The sequence below is a fragment of the Paenibacillus sp. UASWS1643 genome, assembly GCF_008693195.1.
GTDB classification, from domain to species: domain Bacteria; phylum Bacillota; class Bacilli; order Paenibacillales; family Paenibacillaceae; genus Paenibacillus; species Paenibacillus amylolyticus_B.
On sequence record NZ_VXKZ01000112.1, the window covers coordinates 144,730 to 168,433 of the forward strand.

16 protein-coding genes are annotated in these 23,704 nt (G+C 50.0%); 12 read left to right on the plus strand and 4 right to left on the minus strand.

Annotated features, from left to right (window positions below):
* Positions 1 to 43: 43 nt before the first annotated feature.
* The gene (gene asd / locus FE296_RS19845) at positions 44 to 835 is read right to left on the minus strand and encodes an archaetidylserine decarboxylase (RefSeq protein WP_150366068.1); all 792 of its coding nucleotides are present in this window, start codon (positions 833 to 835) and stop codon (positions 44 to 46) included.
* A gap of 85 nt (positions 836 to 920) precedes the next feature.
* Entirely contained in the window at positions 921 to 2,051 is a 1,131-nt protein-coding gene (locus tag FE296_RS19850; protein WP_091020862.1) for a YheC/YheD family endospore coat-associated protein, read from the minus strand.
* Positions 2,052 to 2,566: 515 nt separating this feature from the next.
* Here FE296_RS19850 and FE296_RS19855 point away from each other — a divergent pair.
* On the plus strand, positions 2,567 to 7,762 hold the full coding sequence (locus FE296_RS19855) for a WIAG-tail domain (protein WP_150366069.1): 5,196 nt from the start codon (positions 2,567 to 2,569) through the stop codon (positions 7,760 to 7,762).
* A 165-nt stretch (positions 7,763 to 7,927) separates the two neighbouring features.
* Here the strand turns inward: FE296_RS19855 and FE296_RS19860 are convergent, their stop codons facing one another.
* On the minus strand, positions 7,928 to 9,493 hold the full coding sequence (locus FE296_RS19860) for a M4 family metallopeptidase (RefSeq protein WP_150366070.1): 1,566 nt from the start codon (positions 9,491 to 9,493) through the stop codon (positions 7,928 to 7,930).
* Positions 9,494 to 9,538: 45 nt separating this feature from the next.
* Entirely contained in the window at positions 9,539 to 9,673 is a 135-nt protein-coding gene (locus FE296_RS33810; RefSeq protein ID WP_263364237.1) for a hypothetical protein, read from the minus strand.
* 580 nt (positions 9,674 to 10,253) lie between these two features.
* Here FE296_RS33810 and FE296_RS19865 point away from each other — a divergent pair.
* From FE296_RS19865 to FE296_RS19915, 11 genes are all read left to right on the plus strand, one after another.
* On the plus strand, positions 10,254 to 11,219 hold the full coding sequence (locus FE296_RS19865; protein ID WP_223868962.1) for a glycosyltransferase family 2 protein: 966 nt from the start codon (positions 10,254 to 10,256) through the stop codon (positions 11,217 to 11,219).
* Positions 11,220 to 11,260: 41 nt separating this feature from the next.
* Positions 11,261 to 12,373: a glycosyltransferase family A protein gene (locus tag FE296_RS19870; RefSeq protein WP_167483783.1), complete on the plus strand. Its 1,113-nt coding sequence runs from the start codon at positions 11,261 to 11,263 to the stop codon at positions 12,371 to 12,373.
* The gene (locus FE296_RS19875; protein ID WP_124117577.1) at positions 12,373 to 13,146 is read left to right on the plus strand and encodes a glycosyltransferase family 2 protein; all 774 of its coding nucleotides are present in this window, start codon (positions 12,373 to 12,375) and stop codon (positions 13,144 to 13,146) included. The genes FE296_RS19870 and FE296_RS19875 overlap by 1 nt, the downstream gene beginning before the upstream one ends.
* Positions 13,143 to 13,874 (plus strand): sugar phosphate nucleotidyltransferase, encoded by a 732-nt coding sequence (locus FE296_RS19880; protein WP_124117579.1) that lies wholly within the window; start codon positions 13,143 to 13,145, stop codon positions 13,872 to 13,874. Before FE296_RS19875 ends, FE296_RS19880 begins: the two co-directional genes overlap by 4 nt.
* A 905-nt stretch (positions 13,875 to 14,779) precedes the next feature.
* Positions 14,780 to 15,427 carry a GT-D fold domain-containing protein gene (locus FE296_RS19885; RefSeq protein WP_263364246.1) on the plus strand — a complete coding sequence of 216 codons (648 nt, stop codon included), beginning with the start codon at positions 14,780 to 14,782 and terminating at the stop codon, positions 15,425 to 15,427.
* Between the two features lie 66 nt (positions 15,428 to 15,493).
* On the plus strand, positions 15,494 to 17,221 hold the full coding sequence (locus FE296_RS19890; protein ID WP_223868956.1) for a glycosyltransferase family 2 protein: 1,728 nt from the start codon (positions 15,494 to 15,496) through the stop codon (positions 17,219 to 17,221).
* Between the two features lie 378 nt (positions 17,222 to 17,599).
* Complete coding sequence (locus tag FE296_RS19895; RefSeq protein WP_150366072.1) at positions 17,600 to 18,553, plus strand: aminoglycoside phosphotransferase family protein; 954 nt, start codon at positions 17,600 to 17,602, stop codon at positions 18,551 to 18,553.
* Positions 18,554 to 18,770: 217 nt separating this feature from the next.
* Positions 18,771 to 19,049 (plus strand): glutaredoxin family protein, encoded by a 279-nt coding sequence (locus FE296_RS19900; protein WP_124117582.1) that lies wholly within the window; start codon positions 18,771 to 18,773, stop codon positions 19,047 to 19,049.
* 323 nt (positions 19,050 to 19,372) lie between these two features.
* The gene (locus FE296_RS19905) at positions 19,373 to 20,716 is read left to right on the plus strand and encodes an LLM class flavin-dependent oxidoreductase (protein WP_124117584.1); all 1,344 of its coding nucleotides are present in this window, start codon (positions 19,373 to 19,375) and stop codon (positions 20,714 to 20,716) included.
* Positions 20,717 to 20,846: 130 nt separating this feature from the next.
* Positions 20,847 to 22,490 (plus strand): ABC transporter substrate-binding protein, encoded by a 1,644-nt coding sequence (locus tag FE296_RS19910; RefSeq protein ID WP_150366073.1) that lies wholly within the window; start codon positions 20,847 to 20,849, stop codon positions 22,488 to 22,490.
* A gap of 221 nt (positions 22,491 to 22,711) precedes the next feature.
* The gene (locus FE296_RS19915; RefSeq protein WP_036605816.1) at positions 22,712 to 23,644 is read left to right on the plus strand and encodes an ABC transporter permease; all 933 of its coding nucleotides are present in this window, start codon (positions 22,712 to 22,714) and stop codon (positions 23,642 to 23,644) included.
* Positions 23,645 to 23,704 lie beyond the last annotated feature (60 nt).

Below are 23,704 nucleotides of genomic sequence, written 5' to 3' on the forward strand. Positions count from 1 at the left end.
GTTACAGGTGCTGCGCCATCCTCTTTATTTGCGTATGACTCATTTAGTTCTTCGGTTTCAAACGACCAAGCAATGCACCCATTTTGACCGAATCGCCTGGCTGTAAGCCCGGGTTTGGTTCGAATGTGCCACTCTGCGTCAGCAGCACAACGGTGGAACCGAATTCAAAATAGGCCAGATCATCGCCCTGTGCCCAGGTACTTGTGTCCGCGTTAGCATACTGTATGCTACTCACGTTCATCGCACCCACTTTGACAACCGCCACTTCACCGTAATCGTGTGCGATATACGTAATGAGCCGTTCGTTTCGACTAAGCACGGATCTCATATGGGTCAGGCCAAAGTCATTCACGGGATAAACTTTGCCTTTGATGTGTTCGCTCTCTATTTTGCGGCCGCTGACAGGTGCATGAATGCGGTGATAGTCGCGAGGGCTGAGATAGAGGACGAACCCGTACCCGTGCTTGTACTTCTCCAGATGGGGAGAATGGTTTAATAATTCAGCAAGTGTATAATTTTGTCCCTTAACATTCAGGAGTGTCCCTGCAGATATTGGACCGGCTGCCGTAATCTTGGCATCTACCGGGCTGATCAGTGCATGCTCTGAAAGTTCCAACGGGCGCATGCCCGGCTTTAATTTGCGGGTAAAGAAATCGTTCAGTGAACGGTATTCCTTCCAGTCTTTCTCGGCCTCCTGAACAGGGATGTCGTAGGTCCGGACAAAATAAGGGATAAATGCCTTACTTCCCCGGCTTTTGGAGAAGGCTCCCACTGTCCGGGAGATCCATTTGCGCGAAGAAAGCTCGGTCATTAATCGCAACAGCGTTTTTGCCATGAATATCCCCCTTAGGGTTAATGCGAACTTCAAGGCCGGCAAGACCGGCCGTTCTGCATAATATTGACACAGAATGCACACGAAATCAATATAGTCTCCTATCGTATGTCTGCGGTTGTCTCGGAATCCTCGAATTCTGTTCCAGCAGCAGACGCCCATAAGCCATTGGTTTGCTGTACGTTGCCTTCCAGTGTTCCGACATCCCCGCCTTGCGAAAACCGTAACGTTGATCCCGTCCATTGCATTCAATAAAATAGATCTGGCCGCTGCGCGTTATCCCGAGATCAAGACCCAGATCAGCCAGATGTGGCAGACTGGCCGCCAGGTTCTGGGCAATTCGAAGTGCAACGAGTCCGATTCTGTATTCCAGTCGAGCCAGGTCAAAGCCAGATTCTCCTAATCCAAGGGCCTCTGCGAGCTTCATGACTTTACCTCCCTGGGCGATATTGCTGACAAACGTATGGGCAGGAGCCGCTTTGGCAAACATGCCTGTTATTCCCCAAAGACCATCGCCGCCACGTTGTACAGATACCCGCAAATCTACCGGCCTGCCCTCATAACGTACCAGTGGGATACGCTCTTCAATGAGGTAGGCATGGCGAAAGATCCGCCTTAGGGTGGCGGAAGGAAGCTGTCCTTTGCTCAATCGGAAGGTAGCCCACCCTTTGCGTGCAGCCTTCGTCTCACAGGTTAGTTTCCACTGTCCATCTCGCTCAAAGACTCGCATAATACCATGACCGATGCTGCCACTGCATGGTTTGATGACGAGGTCATCATATTGTTCCATCATATAGGCCAGAGACTCTGGCGTAGCTTTAACTGCATGGGGCAGGTGTTCTCGCAAGGCGAGGTCCTGATGAAGCATGTCATGAATGTGATCTTTACGGTACCGGTTGCGAACGTTGAATACCTGGATACCCTGCAACATCAGCTTGGTAATCTGATGCTGTTCCGTCCGGCGAAGCTGGAGTGATCGGTTATGAATGACGGAGGGCAGTGGCATGCGCTCGCGAACATATCTGCCTTCTTTTTTAACATAGGCAAGACATGTTTTTTGATCCGAATCGATATCTTCCAGCCTCAAAAAGCAGGGAGTTAATCCATAACTGGCCGCTGCCTGTTCATAATTCGCGAGTGATTCCTGACCGGTCCTTCCGGCCGGTATCCCCCGGTACATGCGTGAATCGAACATAATGCCGATCGTTTCTTGGAGCATGACCGTTCCTCCTTCGATGTTATCGCGACCATGGATCGTCCATTCATGGAATGCCGGCCTGTCACCGCATGGCTCAGACATCGCGATAACGCAGACCGGTGTGTAAGATGCATCGCCAAGCACTAGTGCTTGCTCAGAGCGTGTCTAAAACTCCGAAGGAAGCAGGTTTTGCCGAATTTTCGTTCCAAGCAAGGAAGTTTTCCGCAGGCGTGCCGGGGCACGTCAAGGGAAAGTGACGTAGCAGGGGGCGAAAAGACGGTGAAAGATGCACTTCAGCGAGTTTTCAGACACGACCTAGATATAATATCCTATGACATGACTGGGACGGGGGCGTGGACAGCCGCCTTTCCTCTGCTGCCCTGACACGCCTATTTCCACGAAGATCATCGAACCTTCCTGTCTTGACGCCTGTACATTCGTGCTCTGGAATCCGTAAAAGTCATAAATGAAGTGGCAGATGCCCATATGGAAGCATATGATGCCGGAGACGAACGTTAGAGGAAGGAGCAAGCTGCATGAGTAAAAATGGCAAAAAGAAGGTTCCGACGCCGAAACTGCGGCATGTGAGCCCGAAATTTAAGGAATTGGAACTGACCGATCGCCGGGCAGACAAGATGAACTCAGGTTTCACTGTGAATAGGGAAGAACGCTTGAATACGAATAAAAGGGATTCGAGAGCTGTTCAGGAGTCGGAAGAATTCCTATTTGAACCAACGGAGCTACCTGCTTCAACAAACGAGCTGGAAGAGCTAGAGATCGAAGCCAAAATCAAACCGGAACCCGTAGAGTCTGATAGCAAGGAAGTTGAGACACAAGATAGCACGGAAAAGCAGATTCAGGTTAGCAGCTTGGCTCCGGTTGCTCTGGAAGAAGAGCAGGACATCAACAAACAGGAGATAACAAACAAGGATCGGCTGCAAATCCTGAACCAAAACCAGATGCCGGGTCATACCGGACACTACATTTACACGGACGACTTGAGTGAATTTGCTGTTACGGAGAGCAAGTTGGCTCCTTTCTCTGTGGATGCCTCCAAGCTGAAACCAGATGCGGTCGGCAGTGAAGCATTGCAGGATTATGCGGTGACCAGCATTCACATTGCCGACGGGGCCATCGTTTCGGCGAAACTTGCGGAAGCGTCTGTATCTGAGGAGCACCTGATTGACGGCTCTGTGTCTGGTCATAAAATACGAAATGCTTCTATTGCCGGTGAGAAAATCAGAGATGGCAGTATTACTTCTCAGAAGCTTGGCAATCAGGTCATCGATTCGGCCAAAATTGCCGACGGTTCCATCGGCACAAGGCATCTCAGCCGCATGCTGGTAACGGAAGAATTAATCAAGAATCATGCCGTAACTGGAGACAAGATTGCGATTAGCGGGGTGGATACAAGACATCTCACGGGGGGAGCTGTGAATACCTCCAAATTGGCTGACGATGCAGTGACTACTTCCAAAATTCGGGAATCTGCAGTCACAGGCAGCAAAATCGAAGAACTATCCATCGAGTCTCACCACATTCAGGCAGGTGCTGTTAAACAGACACATCTGGCAGAAGGGTCTGTCGGTCGTTCACAACTATTAAGTGGCAGTATTGGAAGTGACCAGATAGAGGATGGATCCATACAAACAAGACATTTAGCTGAGGGTTCACTAACTGGAAGACATCTCCTGGACGGTTCAATCGGATCAAGTCAGATTCGCGCTCATTCCGTTGGCAAGGAGCAGATTGGCAATGGAGAAGTGGGCAGTGAGCATTTGAAGGAAGGTGCAGTAACCAGCAGCAAACTGGCAGACCAGTCTGTGGGAACAGCAAAATTGCTGGAGCAGTCCATTACGGCATCCAAGATCTCTGATCAGAGCGTCATTTCTTCCAAAATTGCGGATGAAGCCGTACAAGGTAAACATCTTGCCAAGGGGTCCATTCGTGCGGAACACATTGCGAATCGGGGAATCACACCGGTACATGTGGACAATTCTGCAATTCACTCCATTCACATTGCAAGTGGAAGCATCGAGGCAACTCATCTATCTGCCGGAAGTGTGTCCGGAGACGCTCTTGCAGACGACGTGGTGTGTGAGCGACATCTTGCAGAGTCGGCCGTGGGTACGTATGAATTGCAGGATGCGGCCGTTACAGACGTTAAACTCGCGGATGGAAGTGTGACAACAGAAAAGCTTGGAACGGCATCGGTAAGTAGCAGAGCGCTTGCCCCGGGAAGTGTTATATCCTCGCATCTTGCGAGTGGTGGAGTCACGGGTACACATCTGGCTCCAGGCAGCGTGGGTTCCGAGGCGCTGAGACCTTATGCAGTGAAATCGGAACACCTGACAGAACATGCCGTAGGTGTACCTCATCTCCAGCCGGGCAGTGTTGAAACGGATGCAATTGCACGGGCCGCGGTCACAACTGACAAATTGGCTCTTGATAGTGTAACTTCAGCCCAGCTGGCGGGTGGGTCCATTTTTCCGCCTCATCTAACAGATCATGCGGTTACCTCCCCCAAGCTCTCACCAGAAAGTGTTGCAACAGATAAACTGGCGGATTTTGCTGTCACGTCAGCTAAACTGGCAGACGGCAGCGTGACTTCTTCCAAGATTATGGCAGAAAGCATTAACGCCAAACATATTCCAGCAGGAACCATTCGTGGGTATCACCTGAAGCAGCATTCCGTTTCACTGGAACATTTGTCGGAAGAAATACGCTCACCGGAATTATTTGCTGATGGCAGTATTACCGGCAACAAACTTCGGCATGGCTCCATAAATGCGGACCATTTGACAGCAGACTCGGTATCCGGGACAGAATTACAACAGGCTGCTGTAGGTAGCGAGCACTTGCAGCCATCCGTTGTACAATCCGTCCATCTGGCTGAAGGCAGCGTGAAATCTGACCATTTGGGGACTCAAGTAGTGAGCTCACAGCATCTGAAGGCAGACATCATTCATGAGGAGCATATTGCTGAACAGGTGGTCACATCGCATCACTTGGCACCTGGAGCTGTCGAAACAGACCATCTGGCACCTTTATCCATTACAGCGGCTCACCTTCAGCCAGGTTTGATCAGTGGTTTGCATCTTCAGGCAGAGTCGACAAGTGCTATTCACCTGCAGCAAGGAGCTGTGCATTCCCGTCATATTCAAGATGGTGAAATTCTTCCTCATCATATCCATGAACGCAGCATCGGAACGTCTCATCTGGAAGAAGAAGCGGTAAGTACGATTATTTTGCAGGATGAATCTGTAACACGCTCCAAACTAGCAACGGGTAGTGTGGATGGCAGCAAATTAGCCGCAGGAAGCGTATCGGCTACTCACATTGCCAATGAAAGTGTGCAAACCCGTCATATCCAAGAAGGAGCAATCCTTGCTGAGCATATTCATGAGTGCAGTATTGGCTCAGTTCATCTGGATGAGGAGTCAGTAAGTGCGATTCATTTGCAAAATGGATCTGTAACAAGTGCCAAACTGGCGGATGGCAGTATAAACGGGAGCAAATTGCTTGAAGGAACCGTATCGGGGATTCATATTGCGTCCGAAAGTGTGCAAACCGGGCATATTCAGGCAGGGGCCATTCATGCTGACCATATTCAGGAGCGCAGCATCGGCACAACCCATCTGGAGGAGGAAGCAGTAAGTGCGATTCACCTGCAAAATGGGTCTGTCATCAGTGCCAAACTGGCCGACGGCAGTGTAACCGGCAGTAAGTTGATCGAAGATGCGGTGTCGGGAATCCATATCGCCTCTGAAAGTGTGCAATCCCGCCATATCCAGGCAGGAGTAATCCTTGCTGACCATATTCAGGAGCACAGCATTGGCATGCTTCACTTGGAACAGGAAGCAGTAAGTGCCATTCATCTGCAAAATGGATCTGTAACAAGTACCAAGTTGGCCGACGGCAGTGTAACCGGCAGCAAGTTGCTTGAAGGAGCCGTATCGGATATCCACATTGCAGACGATAGTGTGCAATCCAGTAAGATTCAGGCAGGAGCCATTCATGCTGATCATATTCAAGAGCGGAGCATCGGCACAGCACATTTGGAAGAGGAGTCGGTAAGTGCGATTCATTTGCAAAATGGATCTGTAACGAGTGCTAAACTGTCTGATGGCAGTATAACAGGCAGCAAGTTACTCGAAGGTACGGTATCCGGGATTCATATTGCATCGGAAAGTGTGCAATCCGGGCATATTCAGGCAGGAGCCATTCAAGCTGATCATATTCAGGAGCGAAGCATAGGCACAGCCCATCTGGAAGAGGAAGCAGTAAGTGCGATTCATCTGCAAAATGGGTCCGTAACAAGTGCCAAATTGGCTGACGGTAGCATTAGCGGCAGCAAATTGCTCGAAGATACTGTATTGGGGAGCCATATCGCATCGGAAAGTGTGCAAACTCGCCATATCCAGACAGGAGCGATTCTTGCTGATCATATTCAGGAGCATAGCATTGGTACGTCCCATCTGGAGGAAGAAGCAATAAGTGCCATTCATCTGCAAAATGGGTCCGTAACGGGTGCCAAACTGGCCGATGGCAGTGTGAGCAGCAGCAAACTGCTTGAAGATGCGGTGTCGGATGTCCATATTGCCAATGGAAGTGTGCAATCCCGTCATATCCAAGAGAGAGCCATACATGCTGACCATATCCAAGAGCGAAGCATTGGGATCTCCCACCTCAAAGCGGAATCGGTAAGTGCGATTCATCTGCACAATGGTTCCATAACAAGTGCCAAAATGGCTGACGGCAGTGTAAACGGTAATAAATTGCTTGAGGGTGCGGTATCGGCTATCCATATGGCAGACAAAAGTGTGCAATCTCGGCATATTCAGGATGGAACGATCCTTGCTGATCATATTCAGGAGCGCAGTATTCGCACAACTCATCTGGAAGAGGAAGCAGTAAGCGGGGTTCATCTGCAAAATGGGTCTGTCACCAGTGCCAAATTGGCCGATGGCAGCGTGAACGGCAGCAAACTGAGTGAGCAGAGTATTACCTCTAATCATTTGAATGCGGGGATTGTAGGTCCAGCGCATCTGAGCGAAGAGATATGGAATGCGATTCGTCAGTTCAGTGGAGAAACGCTGGAGCAACTGGCAGCTATCAAAAGACAAGAGGGATTGCTTCAACCAGAAAATGAAGGTGTACAGCAATCACAGCAGGTAATCGTCGAGGCATTACCGAGTGCTGGTCTGGAGCAACAACAAGAGTTGATATCCCAAACAGATCAGCTTGGCGAACCATCGGCAGCTTTGTTCACGACGGAGCAGGCAGATCAGGCTCAGCCACCACAGCTTGAACGGTCACAGGAGTTCGCTGGAACTACGGAGTTTATGTTGAGTGAACAATCGATTACACAAGAGCATCTGTGTAATGATGCCGTGGGCAGCAGCCAGTTGCAATCGGGTGCAGTTCAGGCCAAACATCTGGCCTTCCAACCCGTTCGCAGCGTAAGCAAGCAACCGGTTGTACAACAATTCGGAATGGAAGCTTTTGTACTGCCAGAGAGTGAAGGAAGCACAGAGGTAACCGTTGTTTTTGAAGAGTCATTTGCTTCAGAACATTATGTGATTGTGGGCATGAGTAATGATCGGGGATTCCAGATTTCCTTGCTCTCGCAGAGTGAGGATGAAGCGGTACTTGAAGTGTCACGTACAGCAGATTGCAAGCATACGTACGGGTTGTTGTCATGGATTGCTGCGGGACCTTCGCAAGGATAGTGCAGGATTGTATCAGTAATAAATAAATGACAAAAGCGGTGTCCAGAGTTGTCCGGGACACCGCTTTTGGTTGATCTAAGCTTAATCCGTTCGGACGGTGAGGGGTGTCAGAACGTTTTGTTACCATTTATGATGAGTACATTATAAGTTCATTAAAATAAGATTTTACAGGCCTACAGCTTGATACGCTTTGGTAATAGCATTAGCTTCAGCGGAAGTTGCTCCGTACAGATCTTTGGCTGCTTGAATGGTAGCTGTTTTGGCAGCGGCAAATTTGGACGTTGGTGTCAGGTAGTTCACCAGTGTGCTGTAGAAAATCTGGATCGCTTTATCCCGGCCGATTCCGGTGACAGTCACACCATTATGTGTTCCGCCTTGAGCAGCAAGGTAGTAAGCTTTGTTGATGATACCACTGTTGGTATGGACACCGCCGTTGTCCTGTGTGCCTGTGTAGCGATCGCTGTATTTGTCAGGTTGACCATACAATGTAGGATTGGAGAGGGAGCGCAGCGCATCTCCTGGAATGTTAGGTGTGTAGATATCATCACCGAGCAGCCAGTTTTTGCTTTGGATCGTATTACCGAAAATATCGGCAAAGGCTTCGTTGAGTGCACCTGGTTCATTACGATATTCCAGATTGGCTGTGTACTCAATGACACCATGCGTCAATTCATGACCCACAACATCGAGGTCACCAGACAGGGATCGGAACGTCGTTCCGTCTCCGTCACCAAAGACAATCTGTGCCCCGTTCCAGAAGGCATTATTGTAATTGGAGCCGTAGTGAACGGTTGATCTGATCAACAATCCGTTACCATTAATACCGTTACGGTTGAATTTGTTTTTGTAGAAATCATACGTAGCAGCCGCATGAGCGTGAGCATCTACACCTGCACGATCAGTCCATATATTATCCGAATCTGTGAGCAAGCTACCAGGCAGTGAGGAGCCATTGTTTGCCGTGTACGTTTGGATGCCATTGCCGCGAGTGGTGTCTTTCAGTTGGAAGGTGCTGCCGGATTGGGTGGTTGTCAGGGTTTTGGTATCTCCAAGCACACCTGTACCTGTTCCAGTGGCAAAGTTAATGAGGTCAAACTGGGATACGATACTGCCATGCACTGCGTTAATGAAATATTTGGTCCGTAGAGGGGCAGGTTCCAGTACGTTTACTTCCGTAATGTAAACCAGATACGTCTGACCATCTTCTTCATGATGGTAGATGTTCAATTCAGCTTGAGGCGTGATTTCCGCGGCGCCAAGCTCTCCAATCCGGGAGGTTGCTTCTTCGGTTGCAATACGGATCGCGTCTTCTCCGCTGATCTCGGCTACACCATCATTCGGAATGGCCTGCTCTTCAATCGGTGGAAGATCGCCAAGTGCGGAGCTCACGGCTCCGGTTTTGTCCAGGTGGACCGTCTGTTCTGCACCATAAACCGGGATACCTTTAATATACTGTTTCAGGCGGAAGTGTCTTACGCCAGATGTATCTGTGTTTCTTTTGACAATTTTGAGTTGGGATTTCACATCGGAATTCAGGAATTGTTCCTGCTGTCCAAGGTAATTAAAGATGGTGTCATCTGTTCCACTGTTCAATGGAATACCCTCCTCAGAGGCATAAGGGGCCTGAAGTGGAATGGATTGATCAGACACTGGAGCTGCAGTAGCAGAGGATACGGAAGCGAGCAAAAGAGCTCCTCCAAGAATTGTTGGCATAACTTTGGCGAATTTCATAGTAAACTCTCCCATTCTTAAACTTATTTTTTGGTTGGAAAATGTTCATGCCAGTCTCGGTTGGAATTCCGTCTGCAACTTGGGCAGCGCGGAGCGTGGGGCTGAACCTGAAGCGTGGAATAAGACAAGAAACGATTGGAACAAAATCGGCTTGGCCTTAGCTCGGGAAGTGTTAAGCACGACACCAAACAAAAAGGATAACCGTTTATTCAGTTCAGCCCGAAGGTTTAATCGTCTATTGTGTTCCTCTTTCAGAAAGCCGGGGGTTGTTCAAGTGCGCAGGTAGAAGATACTTTCACGGAAAACTGGGGTGTTCAATCCGGGTTTGCGTAAATGACAAAGGCAGTGTGTTCTGAACGGCATCACTCCTCTCAAGAGTAAAATGTATCTGCTTAACAGGTTCTGTGAATGAGTTCATCATCTAATCAACCTAAGGTCAATAAATTGATTTAAAAAATATATGGGAACTTATGTTCACCACAAGGTTATTTTTGTAAATAAAACTGCTTGGAACGTATATTATCACAATGTAAAACTTTGGAAAAGATACAAATTTAGATTTTTGTTAAAATTGTATCTGAAGTAGGGGAGAGGTAGCGTTTTTTACATATTTTGGCGTATTTTGTCTAAAAACAAGGCCTGTACCCTCGTGTTCACAGGGAGAACCTGCTTAGTGCAAGGACAAACGCCGTTTCCACTGCTCCACGAATACATAGAATAACGTGTACTCCCTTGGCATGCCGATGATCGAATGCGGGAGGTGAAACTGTTGCGCAAAACCCGTACCACAGCACGTTATGCAACCCGATCCAATGTGACACGAAGAAAAACAGTGCTGAAGAAACGAAGATGGAAGTCTGGACACAAAAAGGGTACAAAGGCCTATACGTTCGTTATTCCATCCAAACAGCTGATGTCACAGGCTGAGGATAGAGTAGAGAATGGAGCGGAAAATGGCATGAGTGATGCTCCTTCACACAGGGATGTTTCTCAGCGACCGATGCTCTCGGTCATTATTCCTGCCATGAATGAGGAGAAAAGGATTGGTGCAGTTGTCCGTGAAGCGCGGCGGATATGCCGTGATGCTGAAGTGCTTGTCGTTGTGAATGGTTCAACAGACGGTACGGCTAACGCAGCCAAACGGGCTGGAGCACGAGTGCTCACGTATGCAGAAGCGCTGGGGCATGATGGAGGGCGAAAAGTAGGCGCAGCGGAGGCGCGCGGTCAGGTATTGTTATTTACTGATGCAGATATCGCAATTCCCGCAGAGCATCTTGCGCCTTACGTGAAGGCTGTGCTGAAGGGAACGGATGTGGCGCTTAACGACTACCATGGGCCGGTCACTCATCATCCCGTTCATCCGGTAGTGGAGGCCAAACACATGTTGAACAGCATACTCGCAAGATCCGATCTCCGGGGGGCATCCATGACAGCTATTCCACATGCAATAAGCCGAAAAGGACTTGAGGTCATGGGGATATCCTCACTGGAAGTTCCGCCACTCGCACAAGCGAAGGCAGTGATCGGCGGACTTCGGGTACGCGCTGTTCATCACGTACCTGTGGGTAGAATGAATGCAGTACGAATCAAGAAGCGAAGCGGACCTGATCCGCTCAGTCAAGTGGTACTGAATGATCATATGGCAGCGATCAAGTGGATTACGGATACGCTCGGTCCCCGCGGAGGTTATACCGATCTGCAACGTGTTCGCAACCTGGTGAGGTAAGCATGTCGCATCGGATGATGCAGCATGCTGGAGGTGAGGAAATGAAAGGACGTTCAGGGGTTGTCCGCCGCAGGCGGACAACAAATAGACAAACGACAGCAGGAAGAACAGTAATGAACAAGCGTCTTAGGAACAAGAAACATTTAGATATTAAAAAAACGAAAAGAAGCCGATCAAAGTCTGGCCAAGTAGATCTGCACTTGATGTGGAAAGCGGGGCAAGTTGCAGGAAGCGAGGCAAAGGCGAACAACACAGTATCAGAAAAGCACGCACGTCTCGTATGGAATGCACACGCGGCGAACGTTGCGGAGCTAAGCAACTTCGAGCTAGCTCTGAAGGCAGGTAAGGCATTTATGCAAGGTTATGCTCAGGCCTCGGGGCATTCATTCCAGATCTTGCCGCTACCTCTTCGTCATTCGGCTGCTGCCGTTGTCTGTGCCTGTAATGAGGAACACACGCTGGGGCAGGTGTTATTGCAACTAAAGCGGTTGCCTCTGACGGATATTATTGTGGTACTGAATGGAACAACAGATGACAGTTTGAAGCAGGTACTAAGGCAGCCGGGACTTACAGTAATCTATGAACCGGATAGGGCAGGACATGATGTGGGCCGGGCACTTGGAGTCAAGATGACGGATGCGGAGACGGTACTTTTTGTGGATGGAGATATGGTCGTCTCGGCTGAACAGCTTGCACCCTTTCTGTTCGCGGTTGATCGGGGACAGGATGTGGCGTTGAATAATCTGACGTCTTTGCTTCCTGCGTTTGCCGGGCAGGATGAGGTAAGCCGGATCAAAGCGTATCTGAACCGAACATTAGGCAGGGCAGATCTTGGTTCCAACTCCATGACAGCCGTGCCTCATGCATTATCTCGTCGTATGATTCAGACCGTGAAGCCAGCATCACTGGCCGTTCCACCTAAAGCACAAAGTCTAGCTATTCAGCATGGAATGAACGTCTCGGCACCAAGTCAGGTGGATGTTATTCGTTCCAATCGGTTGCGTCCTGGTAACACGGGAAGTGGGAATGATGTCGCCAAATTGATCATCGGAGATCATCTGGAGGCCCTGGCTACATTGCTGGGTACAGGTTGGAATCCAGCCCAGGCACATACACTGTCCCGTGTAGAAGTGGCTTACAGGAGGAACGCCTAATGACACTGACGAGTATGATTATCCCAACTTACAATGGGCTGGATCTGATCAGGCCCTGCATCGATGCCATACGTCAATACTCGGGCGATCCTGCGTCATATGAAATTATCGTGGTAGATAACGGTTCGACGGATGGAACGGCTGAATATTGTGCGCTGGAGCGAATTCGATTTGTAAGGTTCCCGGACAATCGGGGGTTTCCCGCAGCGTGTAACGCTGGACTTCGTGCAGCTTGCGGGGATGAGCTGTTGCTGTTGAACAATGATGTTACGGTCACGCCCCGTTGGCTGGAGAACCTGCGAACGGCTCTGTACAGTGACGCAAGTATTGGGATCACGGGTCCTGTTACGAATTATGCAAGCGGCATCCAGCAGATTGAACTTCAGTTTCGGGATATGGAACATTTTCAGGAGTTGGCCGATTCCAATAATATTGCGGATTCTTCAAGGTGGAGAGAAGTGCGCCGGATCGTCGGTCTGTGCATGCTGATGAAACGAGATGTCGTGGAATCGGTTGGACTGCTTGACGAGGCATATTCACCGGGACACTATGAGGATGACGATTATTGTTATAGAGCAAGATTGCAGGGATATCGCCTGCTGGTATGTGGAGATGTTCTCGTGCATCATCAGGGAAGTGCCAGCTTCCAGAAGACAGATCCGGTAGCGTGGAAACAGCTGCTTGAGCGTAATCGTTCGATTTTTATGAACAAATGGCATGTCGATCCGCTTGAATATATGGACATATCCGATGAAGGAGGGAACGTGGAATGAAAGGTGTAATTCTTGCCGGCGGAACAGGAACTAGACTGTATCCGCTGACCCGGCTCATTAACAAACATCTGCTTCCAGTCGGTAAACATCCGATGATTATGTATGGCATCGACAGGCTCCGCCAGGCAGGCATTGATGAACTATTGATTGTGATCAACAAACATTCCGCCGGGTTATATACAGAGTATCTTGGTGGAGGAGCGGAGCATGGGGTGAAGTTGACTTATCGCATTCAGGAAAAGGCAGGCGGGATTGCGGAAGCATTGGATCTGGCAACTTCCTTTATTCTTCCTGGCGAAAAATTTGTAGTGCTTCTCGGTGATAATCTCTTCAGCGATGATCTGAAGCCTTATGTGGACCGTTACATGCAGCAACCTGCTGGTACAGCGCGAGTTCTGCTCAAAGAGGTGGATGATGCAAGACGTTACGGGGTGCCTGTTTTTGATCCAAAGCATCCAGAGCGAATCTCGTACATTGAGGAGAAGCCAAGCCAGCCGAAAACCTCTTATTGTGTGACGGGCATATACATGTATGATGATCATGTATTTAACCTGATTCGAAACATTGCGCCGTCTGCGCGTGGAGAACTTGAAATTACGGATGTGAATAATCACTACGCGTCTGCTGGCGGACTGGAATACGACATTTTGCAGAAATACTGGAGTGATGCAGGTACATTTGAATCGCTCCAGGAAGCAGCTGTCCGTATGAAAGGACAATTGCCCTAAAATATATGCGACTGATGCTGCCGCTGTGCGGTGCCCCATGGGAGCAGAACACTCTGCGCCGGAGCTGGAAGGATGCTCCGGCGCTTTGCGCAGCGACAATCCTCGTGCATGCCAAAGGAGGGAATGGCGTGAGAGTAGTGACACGCACCGGGGCCGCCAGGGCCTCCGTGTCGGGTAAACCCCGGGGCATCCACCCGGCCGTATTTATGGGCAGTGGCACTTCGGTAGCAGCAGGTACAGGGTCTGCTGGAGTCAGAGGTGTGAAGTCAGGGAAACGCAGTACCCTGACCAAAGCGGGTACATCTGCCGGCGCAGCGCATAAGGTCCGTGCAGGCAAAGCGAGCAACACGGGCAGTGTTGTTGGCAGAGCAGGCAAAGCTGGCTCTGCGAGCGCGAGCAAAGCGGCAAGAGCCAGCCGCATCGGCAAAGGCAAAGCCGGCCTGCGCCAGGCCAATGCTTGGCGCAGGCCTGCACCCGCGCGGGGCCGGCGTGCCGCTGCCCGCGCCAAGCAGCGCACGGCGATGCGCCGTGCGCCCATGCCAGCACCGCAAGCCAGCACGCCACAGGCGATGCCTGCCAGCGGTGCTGGCCCCGCCCCGCGCCAGGCGACACATCCGAAGGGTGTCGCTCCCGCGGGGCGGGATGGCGCTGCTGGCGCGAAGGCGGGCAGCGCCAAGGGCTTGCCTGCGCCTGCACAGCTCGCGGAACACGCAGTGCAGGCGGAGGCCGTGCCCGGCGGCTACGCCGAGGGCTACCGCGACGGCGTATTCGCCGGCGGGGAGGCGCTGGTGGCGCAGCACATCCCTCCGGATCACATTCTGCCTGCCGTGGCGGCGGCAGATCTGATCGCGGCGGGATTTCGCCAATATGCGCCCAGCCTGACCCGGCTGTCCAGCCCGCATGAGATGGCTGGACACATCATGGCGGCGCTGGATGCGCAGCGCCCCTTGTCTGTCGTTCGCCTCGGAGATGGCGAACTGCTCACGCTGGCAGCCGATACGGTGCTGCCAGGTCAGGAAGTGCAGGAGCTGGCACCGTTTCTGCCCTATGCAGGGGTGCCATGCTCAACGCCAGACATCCGCGCGATGCTTGCGGAAGCCATACAGGCCGCCGACTGGGTTGGCGTGCCGATCTCGCGGGCGCCGACATTCCAGGGGCTGTTATTTCCGGTATTGCACCACTTCGGGATCGACTGGTCCCAGCTGAAATTGACCAGTTCCACGATCAATTACAGTCTGCATCAGTCCGGCCTGGTGTTGCCCTTGCTGCAAGGACGGCGGGTTCTGCTCATAGGCAGCCAGGCACCAGAGCTTGCGGCACTGCTGCATAACCGGGGGATTCATGTCACAGGTATCATTGGTTCTGTGGCGGGAGTCATGGATATTCCGAGGGTAATGCAGCAAACCGCAGAACATGCTTTTGATATCGCTTTGGTGGCGGCGGGAATTCCGGCGGTCATTCTGTGTCGGCGAATTGCAGGTGAACTCGGCAAGGTCGCTCTGGATTTTGGACATTTGGCTGACAAACTGGTAACAGGAGAGCTTCAACTCTAGTGGACCGTCCGGGGGCTGGTCATGTGCGTGTTAGCCTCACGGACAAGTGGAAATGGAGGGAGCAACATGAGCACACCCGATCAACAGCGCGGGGAAGGACGTCATGGTCGTAACAACAAGGTTAATGCTCGAAACGTCATCCGTCGGAATGGCCACAGTCATCACAACATCACTCCAAATATCAGCACTCACAGTGACAACAGCCGCAGTGAAAACAACCGGAATGGCAGCATGAGCAGCGAAAAAAAAGTGGCCCGCCGTGCCACACAGCACGATGTCTTGCGACCTGCCATGGCAGTCCTGCATGCAGCAGGTCGTCGCTCAATGCGGAAATCCAGACGTAAAGGCAAAAGCAGGCGCACAGCCAAAGGCGCCAGGCTCTACAAACAGGGGTATACCAGAGGATACAACGAAGGTGTCCGCCAGGGACAGAGCTCGTTTGGTCTTGTTTTTGAAGGAGTTAGCATCATTATCCCCACGTACAATCAGCGGGAATATGTGCTGCAATGTGTGTCGAGTATCGAAAAGCATACCCCTGCCCCCTTCGAGATCATTGTCGTGGATAATGCCTCCAAGGATGGAACTGCCGAGGCCATGCTCCGCAAAGGTGGTATGGTGAGGGTGGCTGCCCTCGATAAGAACCGGGGGTTAGCCGGAGGTGTCAATCATGGGCTGATGATGGCGAGAGGACGACATATCATCGTGCTGAACAACGATACGCTCGTTACTCCGGGCTGGCTGGATAACATGATGACTTGTCTTGCAAGTGATCCGAAGATTGGTGTGGTGGGTCCAGTGACCAACTATATTGGCGGGGATCAGCAGATTGAGGTTCCGTACCGTGAGGTAGAAGAGATGTGGTCTTTTGCCGCCACACATAATCGTCCGGATGCAGACAAACATCGAATAACCGATCGCCTGGTCGGATTCTGCTGGCTGTTCTCACGGGAGCTGCTGGAACGGGTAGGTTATCTGGACGAAGGATACGCGGTGGGCAATTTCGAAGATGATGACTGGATCATTCGGGTGAAGCTGGCTGGATACCAGCTTGCGGTAGCCGGGGATGCTTTTATCCACCACTTCGGAAGTGTCAGTATGAAAGCCTTGGGTGAGCAAGACTTTGCTGTAGTGAATAAGGATAACGAGCAGTTTTATAGCCAAAAGTGGGGAGATCCCCATGCGCTGGTTGCCGAAACCTGCCGCTTGGCTAGACAACAAACCTCTGGTACCCCATCCGGTCAACAAGAGGATGGTGACACAAACCCAATGGATCCGCGTCAGCGATTCTCAACGCAGGGCAGCCAAGATCCAGCATTACAGTTCAGACACAGTTATGATTTCTACCCGGAAGGTTCGTTCCTGTCCGATGCCAAAGGAGATGTCTATACTTTAACTGGCGGTCGGCGGCGTAAGCTGAACATCCCTGTACCGCGTGGAATATCTCCTGTTCAGGTTGCCAAGCCGGATCTGCTCGCCATTCCTGCCGGAGAAGCACTGATATCAGCGGGGGAGTTGCATGGATGGCCGAGGGAATCACAACAGGTGCATACGACAGCGGTTTATGGTTCTCACAATGGCTGGGCAGAAGGAAGTATTGTTGCTGCAGTGGATGCACCCGAGATTCGATATCAGATCAGCGGAGACAAGCGGAGACGATTTGTATCGGTCTATGCGGCAGAACGTTGGGGTGTACATTCTGGGCATATTATCAGCGTGTCTGCGGACCAACTGAATTCGATGGAAGAAGGCTGGCCTATTATCGCCCCACCTCAGCTCTTGAACCCAGATCTGTAATTTCAGGCGATCTAGTTATACGAATCAGCAGCATGATGCGGAATGGAAAATGTGGCGGTACCCTGTGTAATCGCTCGGATTCATTCCGCATCCGAATATTACATATGAGTTGGTAGCTATATAAGTTGAACTAAAGATTATTTATACTGACACTACGATGACAGAATAACCTTCCAATCGCTGTTATCCCCAGATTTTTTCGATTCCCCTTTCTCAAGGGGAAATCCGGGGGGAGCGTATGCTTCCGAGGCAGGTTTCTTGCAGAAAGCTTGTAGCTTCGCTTTTTCAGTTTTTTTTCTGTCCTCTTCGTTATCGTATAAATGATTAGTTCAACTTATATAGACCACTTAAAGTATAGCGATTGAGGGAGGATGCACGGTGAAGAATTCTATAGTTAACCAAGCTGAACAGATTGCCAGTGATTTTTTGCTGGAAAAAGTAACATGCTCACATCATATCGTGGGTAAAGGTTTTGTTAATCAGGTCTGCCTGGTGGAAACGGCAAGTCATAAAGTGATTGTACGGATGAATAATCCAGATACATATCCCACCTTTTTGAAAGAAAAATGGTGCATCGAACGAGCAACAAGTGCCGGTATTCCTGGGCCACAGACATTATCCGTTGGGGTCAACGCTGAACATGCCTATATGATTCAAACGGTTGTGGAAGGGGATAACGGATTGGATACGACAGTGCCCCCGTCCGTGATTTGGAGGAAACTCGGTGAGTACACACAACGTATGCAATCCATCCCAGTGGCAGGTTTCGGAAGGGAAATGCACGATCCCGTACAAAACAAATTTTACTCTCCCCCTCATGCAGGATCAGATGGAAGTTGGCAAGGATATGTGCAATACAATATCAATAGTCTGACGGAGCAGGACCCGCTGATCGAGCTTGGTGTGATGACGATGAAGGAATCACAGTTCGTAAGGCAATGGTTCGAACAATTGAAATTGCAAAAGTTCCGCTTTGGTTTATGCCATGGCGATCTCTCCTTGAAGAATACAATCGTAAGTTCAACGGGTGAGATTACCCTTCTGGACTGGGGGAATGCGGAGGTCAACGTCGTGCCGTATGGCGATATCACTCAACTCATGCAATGCCAGCTAAGGGGGGAGGGTCCTGACAAGGAAGAATTGAGAGCGTTTTTAGAAGGCTATGGGACAAGTACACAAGAGCGAGAATGTGAACTGAATCAAGCCAGGTATGTGTTGTTATTGAAAGCTTTCGATACCTTGAGGTGGGCCATAGATCGAAGTCCGGATCAGATCGAGTTGTACACTGATTTAGCAAAACAAGCTTTTAACCAGGTTAGGAGGGGCCAATAGCGATTCATTCCTGTAGAATAAGCCATCTTTCAAATTTATAATTTAATCTTTCTATTTGGTTATAGGTTTATTCTATTAGCAGATCCATTGACGCAGGAAGGGCACGGGAGTACATTTAGAGCCATAATTCTTATTTAACGGATGGGAATTGAAGGTCTAGGGCGTTCATATTCAATCGCCCAGATCTTGATCTTAAAAACAATCAGGAGGTATGTCGATGTCATTATCAACCAAAAAAGTCGTGCTGTGGAGCAAAACAGGCTGTCATTTCTGCGGGGAAGTGAAAGCATTTCTGACAGAGCGAAACCAGCCTTTTGAGAACATTGAAGTGCAGGGTAATGACGTGCTGCGTGATGTGCTTGAAGCAAAATATGGCATTCGGCATGTACCTGTCATTGAAGTGGGAGGGGACGGCAAGTTTGAAGCCTTGCTGGAACCTGATCTGGAGAAGCTGGCGGAACTTCTGGCACGAGCGGACGAAGCGGCAGCAGTCTAACGGGAGTTGATATATACCTTTGGAGCAAGCCGTTCCGGCTGCTGCATGATGCAAGATCGCATTTGTACAGCAGCCGGAACGTTCATAACCTAAGGCTCACTTGGGATGTAAATGGTCTTATTTACATCTTCAATGTTCATATAGAAAAAATCTATTAGTCACGCTGTTGACCCTTTTAGGGGGGCAGTGATAAGATTTGTGAAATTAAAACAAACCAAACTCATAGGAATAGTTAACTTTTAAGTTATTTCGCATACGTAATCAGTTCAGTTGGCCCTTGATCATTCTTTTGAAGATTCTAATCCAAGGAAGGCGGAGTGCATATGACAGCGAAACGCAGTTTGAAATTTGGAGCCATTATTCATGGGGTTGGAGGAAGCAACACCACATGGAGACACCCGGAGGTTCTGTCGGATGCCAGCGTTAACTTTGGATTCTACAAACGTCAGGCACTGAAAGCGGAGGAAGGCAAGTTCGATCTTGTTTTTATCGCAGACGGTCTGTATATTACCGAGAAATCCATTCCGCATTTCCTGAATCGCTTCGAACCAATCAGTATCCTCTCCGCTTTGGCTGCCGTTACTTCACGCATTGGACTGGTGGGTACCCTCTCGACATCCTATAGTGATCCGTTCACCGTAGCCAGACAGTTTGGTTCCCTCGATCAGATCAGTGATGGCCGTGCAGGCTGGAACGTCGTGACTTCTCCGCTGGAAGGTACAGCGAAGAACTATAGCAAGAGCAGTCACCCTTCGCATCCGGAACGTTATCGCATTGCCGCGGAATATTTACAGGTAACCAAAGGGTTGTGGGACTCTTGGGAGGATGATGCCTTTGTAAGAGACAAAGAGAGCGGTGTATTCTTCGACCCATCCAAACTGCACACGCTTAATCATGAAGGAGAGTTTTTCTCCGTACAAGGTCCGCTCAATATTGCCCGTTCACGGCAAGGACAGCCGGTGATTTTCCAGGCAGGTTCTTCGGAAGATGGCAAAACGCTGGCGGCGCAAGAAGCGGATGCTGTCTTTACCGGACACGATACGATTGAAGATGCACAGGCATTCTATAAGGATGTCAAAACACGTGCGGCTTCCTATGGACGTTCTTCACAGGATATTGTTATTCTGCCAGGCATCAATCCCATTGTTGGACAGACCGAAGAGGAAGCTGAACAGAAATATCAGGAGATCGCGAGCCTGGTTACCATTGATAAAGCGCTGGATTATCTGGGACGTTTCTTCGAACATCATGATTTCTCCCAATATCCGCTGGATGAACCATTCCCGGAGCTGAATGGCATTGGAAGCAACAGTTTCCGCAGTGGAACCGACAAGATCAAGAAGGATGCCAAAGAGCAAGGATTGACCTTGCGTGAAGTAGCTCTGCGGGCAGCAACACCACGAAGCAAATTCCTGGGCACACCGGAGCAGGTCGCTGACAAGATTCAGGAATGGTTTGAGACGGAAGCCGCGGATGGTTTCATTATTGCTTCGGAGCTGCCAAGTGGATTGTCTGATTTTGTGGAACTGGTTGTTCCGATTCTGCAAGAACGCGGTCTGTATCGTACGGACTATGAACACGATACTTTGCGGGGGAATCTTGGGGTACAGATTCCGGTTAACCGTTACACGGCTGCAAAGAAGCAAGTTGTATCTGATTTGGCATAACTGAGATGAACCCTATTCAATGTACACTACGTTTCGTACCATCTTAAAACCGACTTAACTCATAGGATATATAGAGTATTGGTATAAACATCAATTTAATGACACCTGTATACACAGAGGGGGAAGCGATATGAACAGGTCTATCTCATGGATGAAATATATGGCATTGGCAGCAGTATTGGTGATGGTATTGTCCGGTTGCGGAGCAGCGGGAGGCAGTGCGAACAGTACGGCACAGGCATCAGGCGGGGGTCAGACCGGGCAAGCGGAAGGAGGCAACCTGACTTTTGCACTTGCAACTTCACCGGATACGCTGGACCCTCATCGCAGTGGGCTTGCCGTAACGGTGCGTGCCATCCGAACGATCTACGACAATCTGGTCGTGCAGCTGCCTGATGGTTCCATCAAACCTTGGCTTGCCACGGAATGGAGCGTATCTGAGGACGGCAAGAGTTATACGTTCAAGTTGCGTGAAGGCGTGAAGTTCCACGATGGCACACCGTTTAATGCGGAAGCCGTGAAATACAATCTGGACCGGGTGATCGACCCAGCCACCAAAGCTGCCAATTCTCTGGCCCTGATTAGACCCTATAGTTCCTCCGAAGTCATTGATGAATATACGATCAAGGTAAATCTGGAATCACCATCGCAAGCCTTTCTTGGCAACTTGAGCCAGGCACTTCTGGGGATCGTATCCCCTACAGCTGCCAAAAAATATGGCGACCAGCTGGGTAAAAATCCGGTGGGCACCGGTCCGTACACCTTTGTGAAATGGGATGAAAATGCGGACATCGTCGTTGCCAAAAACAAGGATTACAAATGGGGACCTGAGACGGTTGAAAATAAAGCTGCACCACATGTGGATACGATCACATTCAAAATTGTACCGGAAGAAGCAACGCGTATCGGAAGTGTACAGAGTAGTCAGGTACTCGCTGCCGAGACGGTTCCACCGCAAAATATCGCTGCATTAAAAAACGATCCGAACCAGCAATTGTTACAGGCCAATACGGTTGGACTGCCGTACACACTCTTTTTCAATCTGCGCAAAGCCCCTTGGGATGATGTGAAAGTAAGGCAGGCGGTACAATCCGCCGTAGATGTGGAATCGATAGTCAAAACATTGTATCTGGGCAACTATGAACGTGCGTGGTCCGCACTGTCTCCTGGAATCCTGGGTTATGATGCATCGCTGGAAGGTAGCATTAACCCGGACATCAACAAAGCCAATCAGCTGCTCGATGAACAAGGCTGGGTGAAAGGCGCTGACGGTATTCGTGCCAAAGACGGCCAGAAACTGACCCTGCGTTATGTTGATGGTTCGCCCAATCGGGAGAAACGCAATGACATTGCTGCCATTATCCAACAACAGTTGAAACAGGTTGGCATTGCCGTTGAAGTCGAGATTACAAAAGATATCGCAACAGTCATCTATCAGAACTGGGATTATGATCTCTATGGCAACAGTCAGGTCAATTCTGATCCTAATGCCTTGTACGCTTTCTATCATACGAGTGCAAAGGGCGAGCGTCCGACATTGTCCGGTTTGTCTGATCCAAAGATCGATGAACTGTTAGAGCAGGGAGCGGTTGAGACAGATCCCGATAAACGTGTCGAGATATACAATCAGATCCAGCAATACCTGATTGAGCAAGCGGTAATTCTACCGATCTATGTATTCCCGTATACCGTCGCAGCATCCAAAAAGGTCGAAGGTATCAAGTTTGATTCATTGGGTTATCCACTCTTTAATGATGTTCGTATTCAGCTTTAACAGAGGTTGTTCAAAAGTCCACTTTTGATCACGAGTCATGCCTAATGGCATGATCAGCATCGAATATGAAATTCAGCCGAAATGTCCGTTGCTCACGTAGTTTCCTACGCTCCGCTACTCCATTTCTAGCTTCATTCCATCTTCTCGGTACTGAAAACTGGTCTTTTTGAACACGTACTATAGGAACGACCAATCCAGATTCAGGAAGGAGATATCCCGGTATGGTTCAAACGATACTGTCACGACTCGCAACATCGCTTCTGGTTATATTCGGAGCTTCGGTGCTGGTGTACTGCATCATGTATCTTCTGCCGGGTGATCCGGTGCTGCTCATGTTGGACCCATCCTCGGCTACCCCGGAGATGATCGAGAATCTGCGGGTTCAGCTAGGACTGGATCAACCGTTTTATATCCAGTTTGCGAACTATTTCGGTGATATGCTGCGTGGGGATTTCGGTAAATCAATGATCAATTCGGATCCGGTATTGCCAAAAATACTAGAACATTTTCCAGCGACACTGGCACTGACCGCACTCAGTTCAATCATTGCCATCACGATTGGAATAACACTTGGTGTACTGTCTGCGATTCATCGCAATGGCGTGATTGATTTCGTCGCCCGGCTCGTTGGACTGTTCGGCATTTCCATGCCAACCTTCTGGACGGGGATTCTGCTCATCCTGTTATTCTCGGTACAGCTTGGCTGGTTCCCGGCGATGGGTTCCGACGGATTCAGCTCACTGGTTCTTCCGGCTGCCACACTGGGTCTCGTGGGTGCAGGATTTATCGTACGGATGGTACGGAACAGCATGCTGGAAGTGATCAATGAACCGTTTATCGTGGCGTTACGGGCCAAAGGACTTTCGGAACGTGCGATCATGTATGGTCATGCACTGCGTAATGCACTTATTCCTGCAGTAACGGTAATCGGCATGCTGATCGGTGATCTGCTTGCGGGAACCGTTGTGGTGGAAACTGTCTTCTCCAGACAAGGAATCGGTCGAATTATTGCCGATGCGCTAATGGCCAAGGATCTTCCAGTGGTGCAAGGTGTGGTTTTCTTTACATCTATCATCTACGTTGTCTTGAACCTGCTGGTGGATATCTCGTATTCGTACATTGATCCACGGGTTCGGCGTGCAGTCCGCACATAATCATGGATGGAACAGTCAGAAGTGTCCTGACGCGGAGTATGAAAGGAGGAGTTGTTGCTC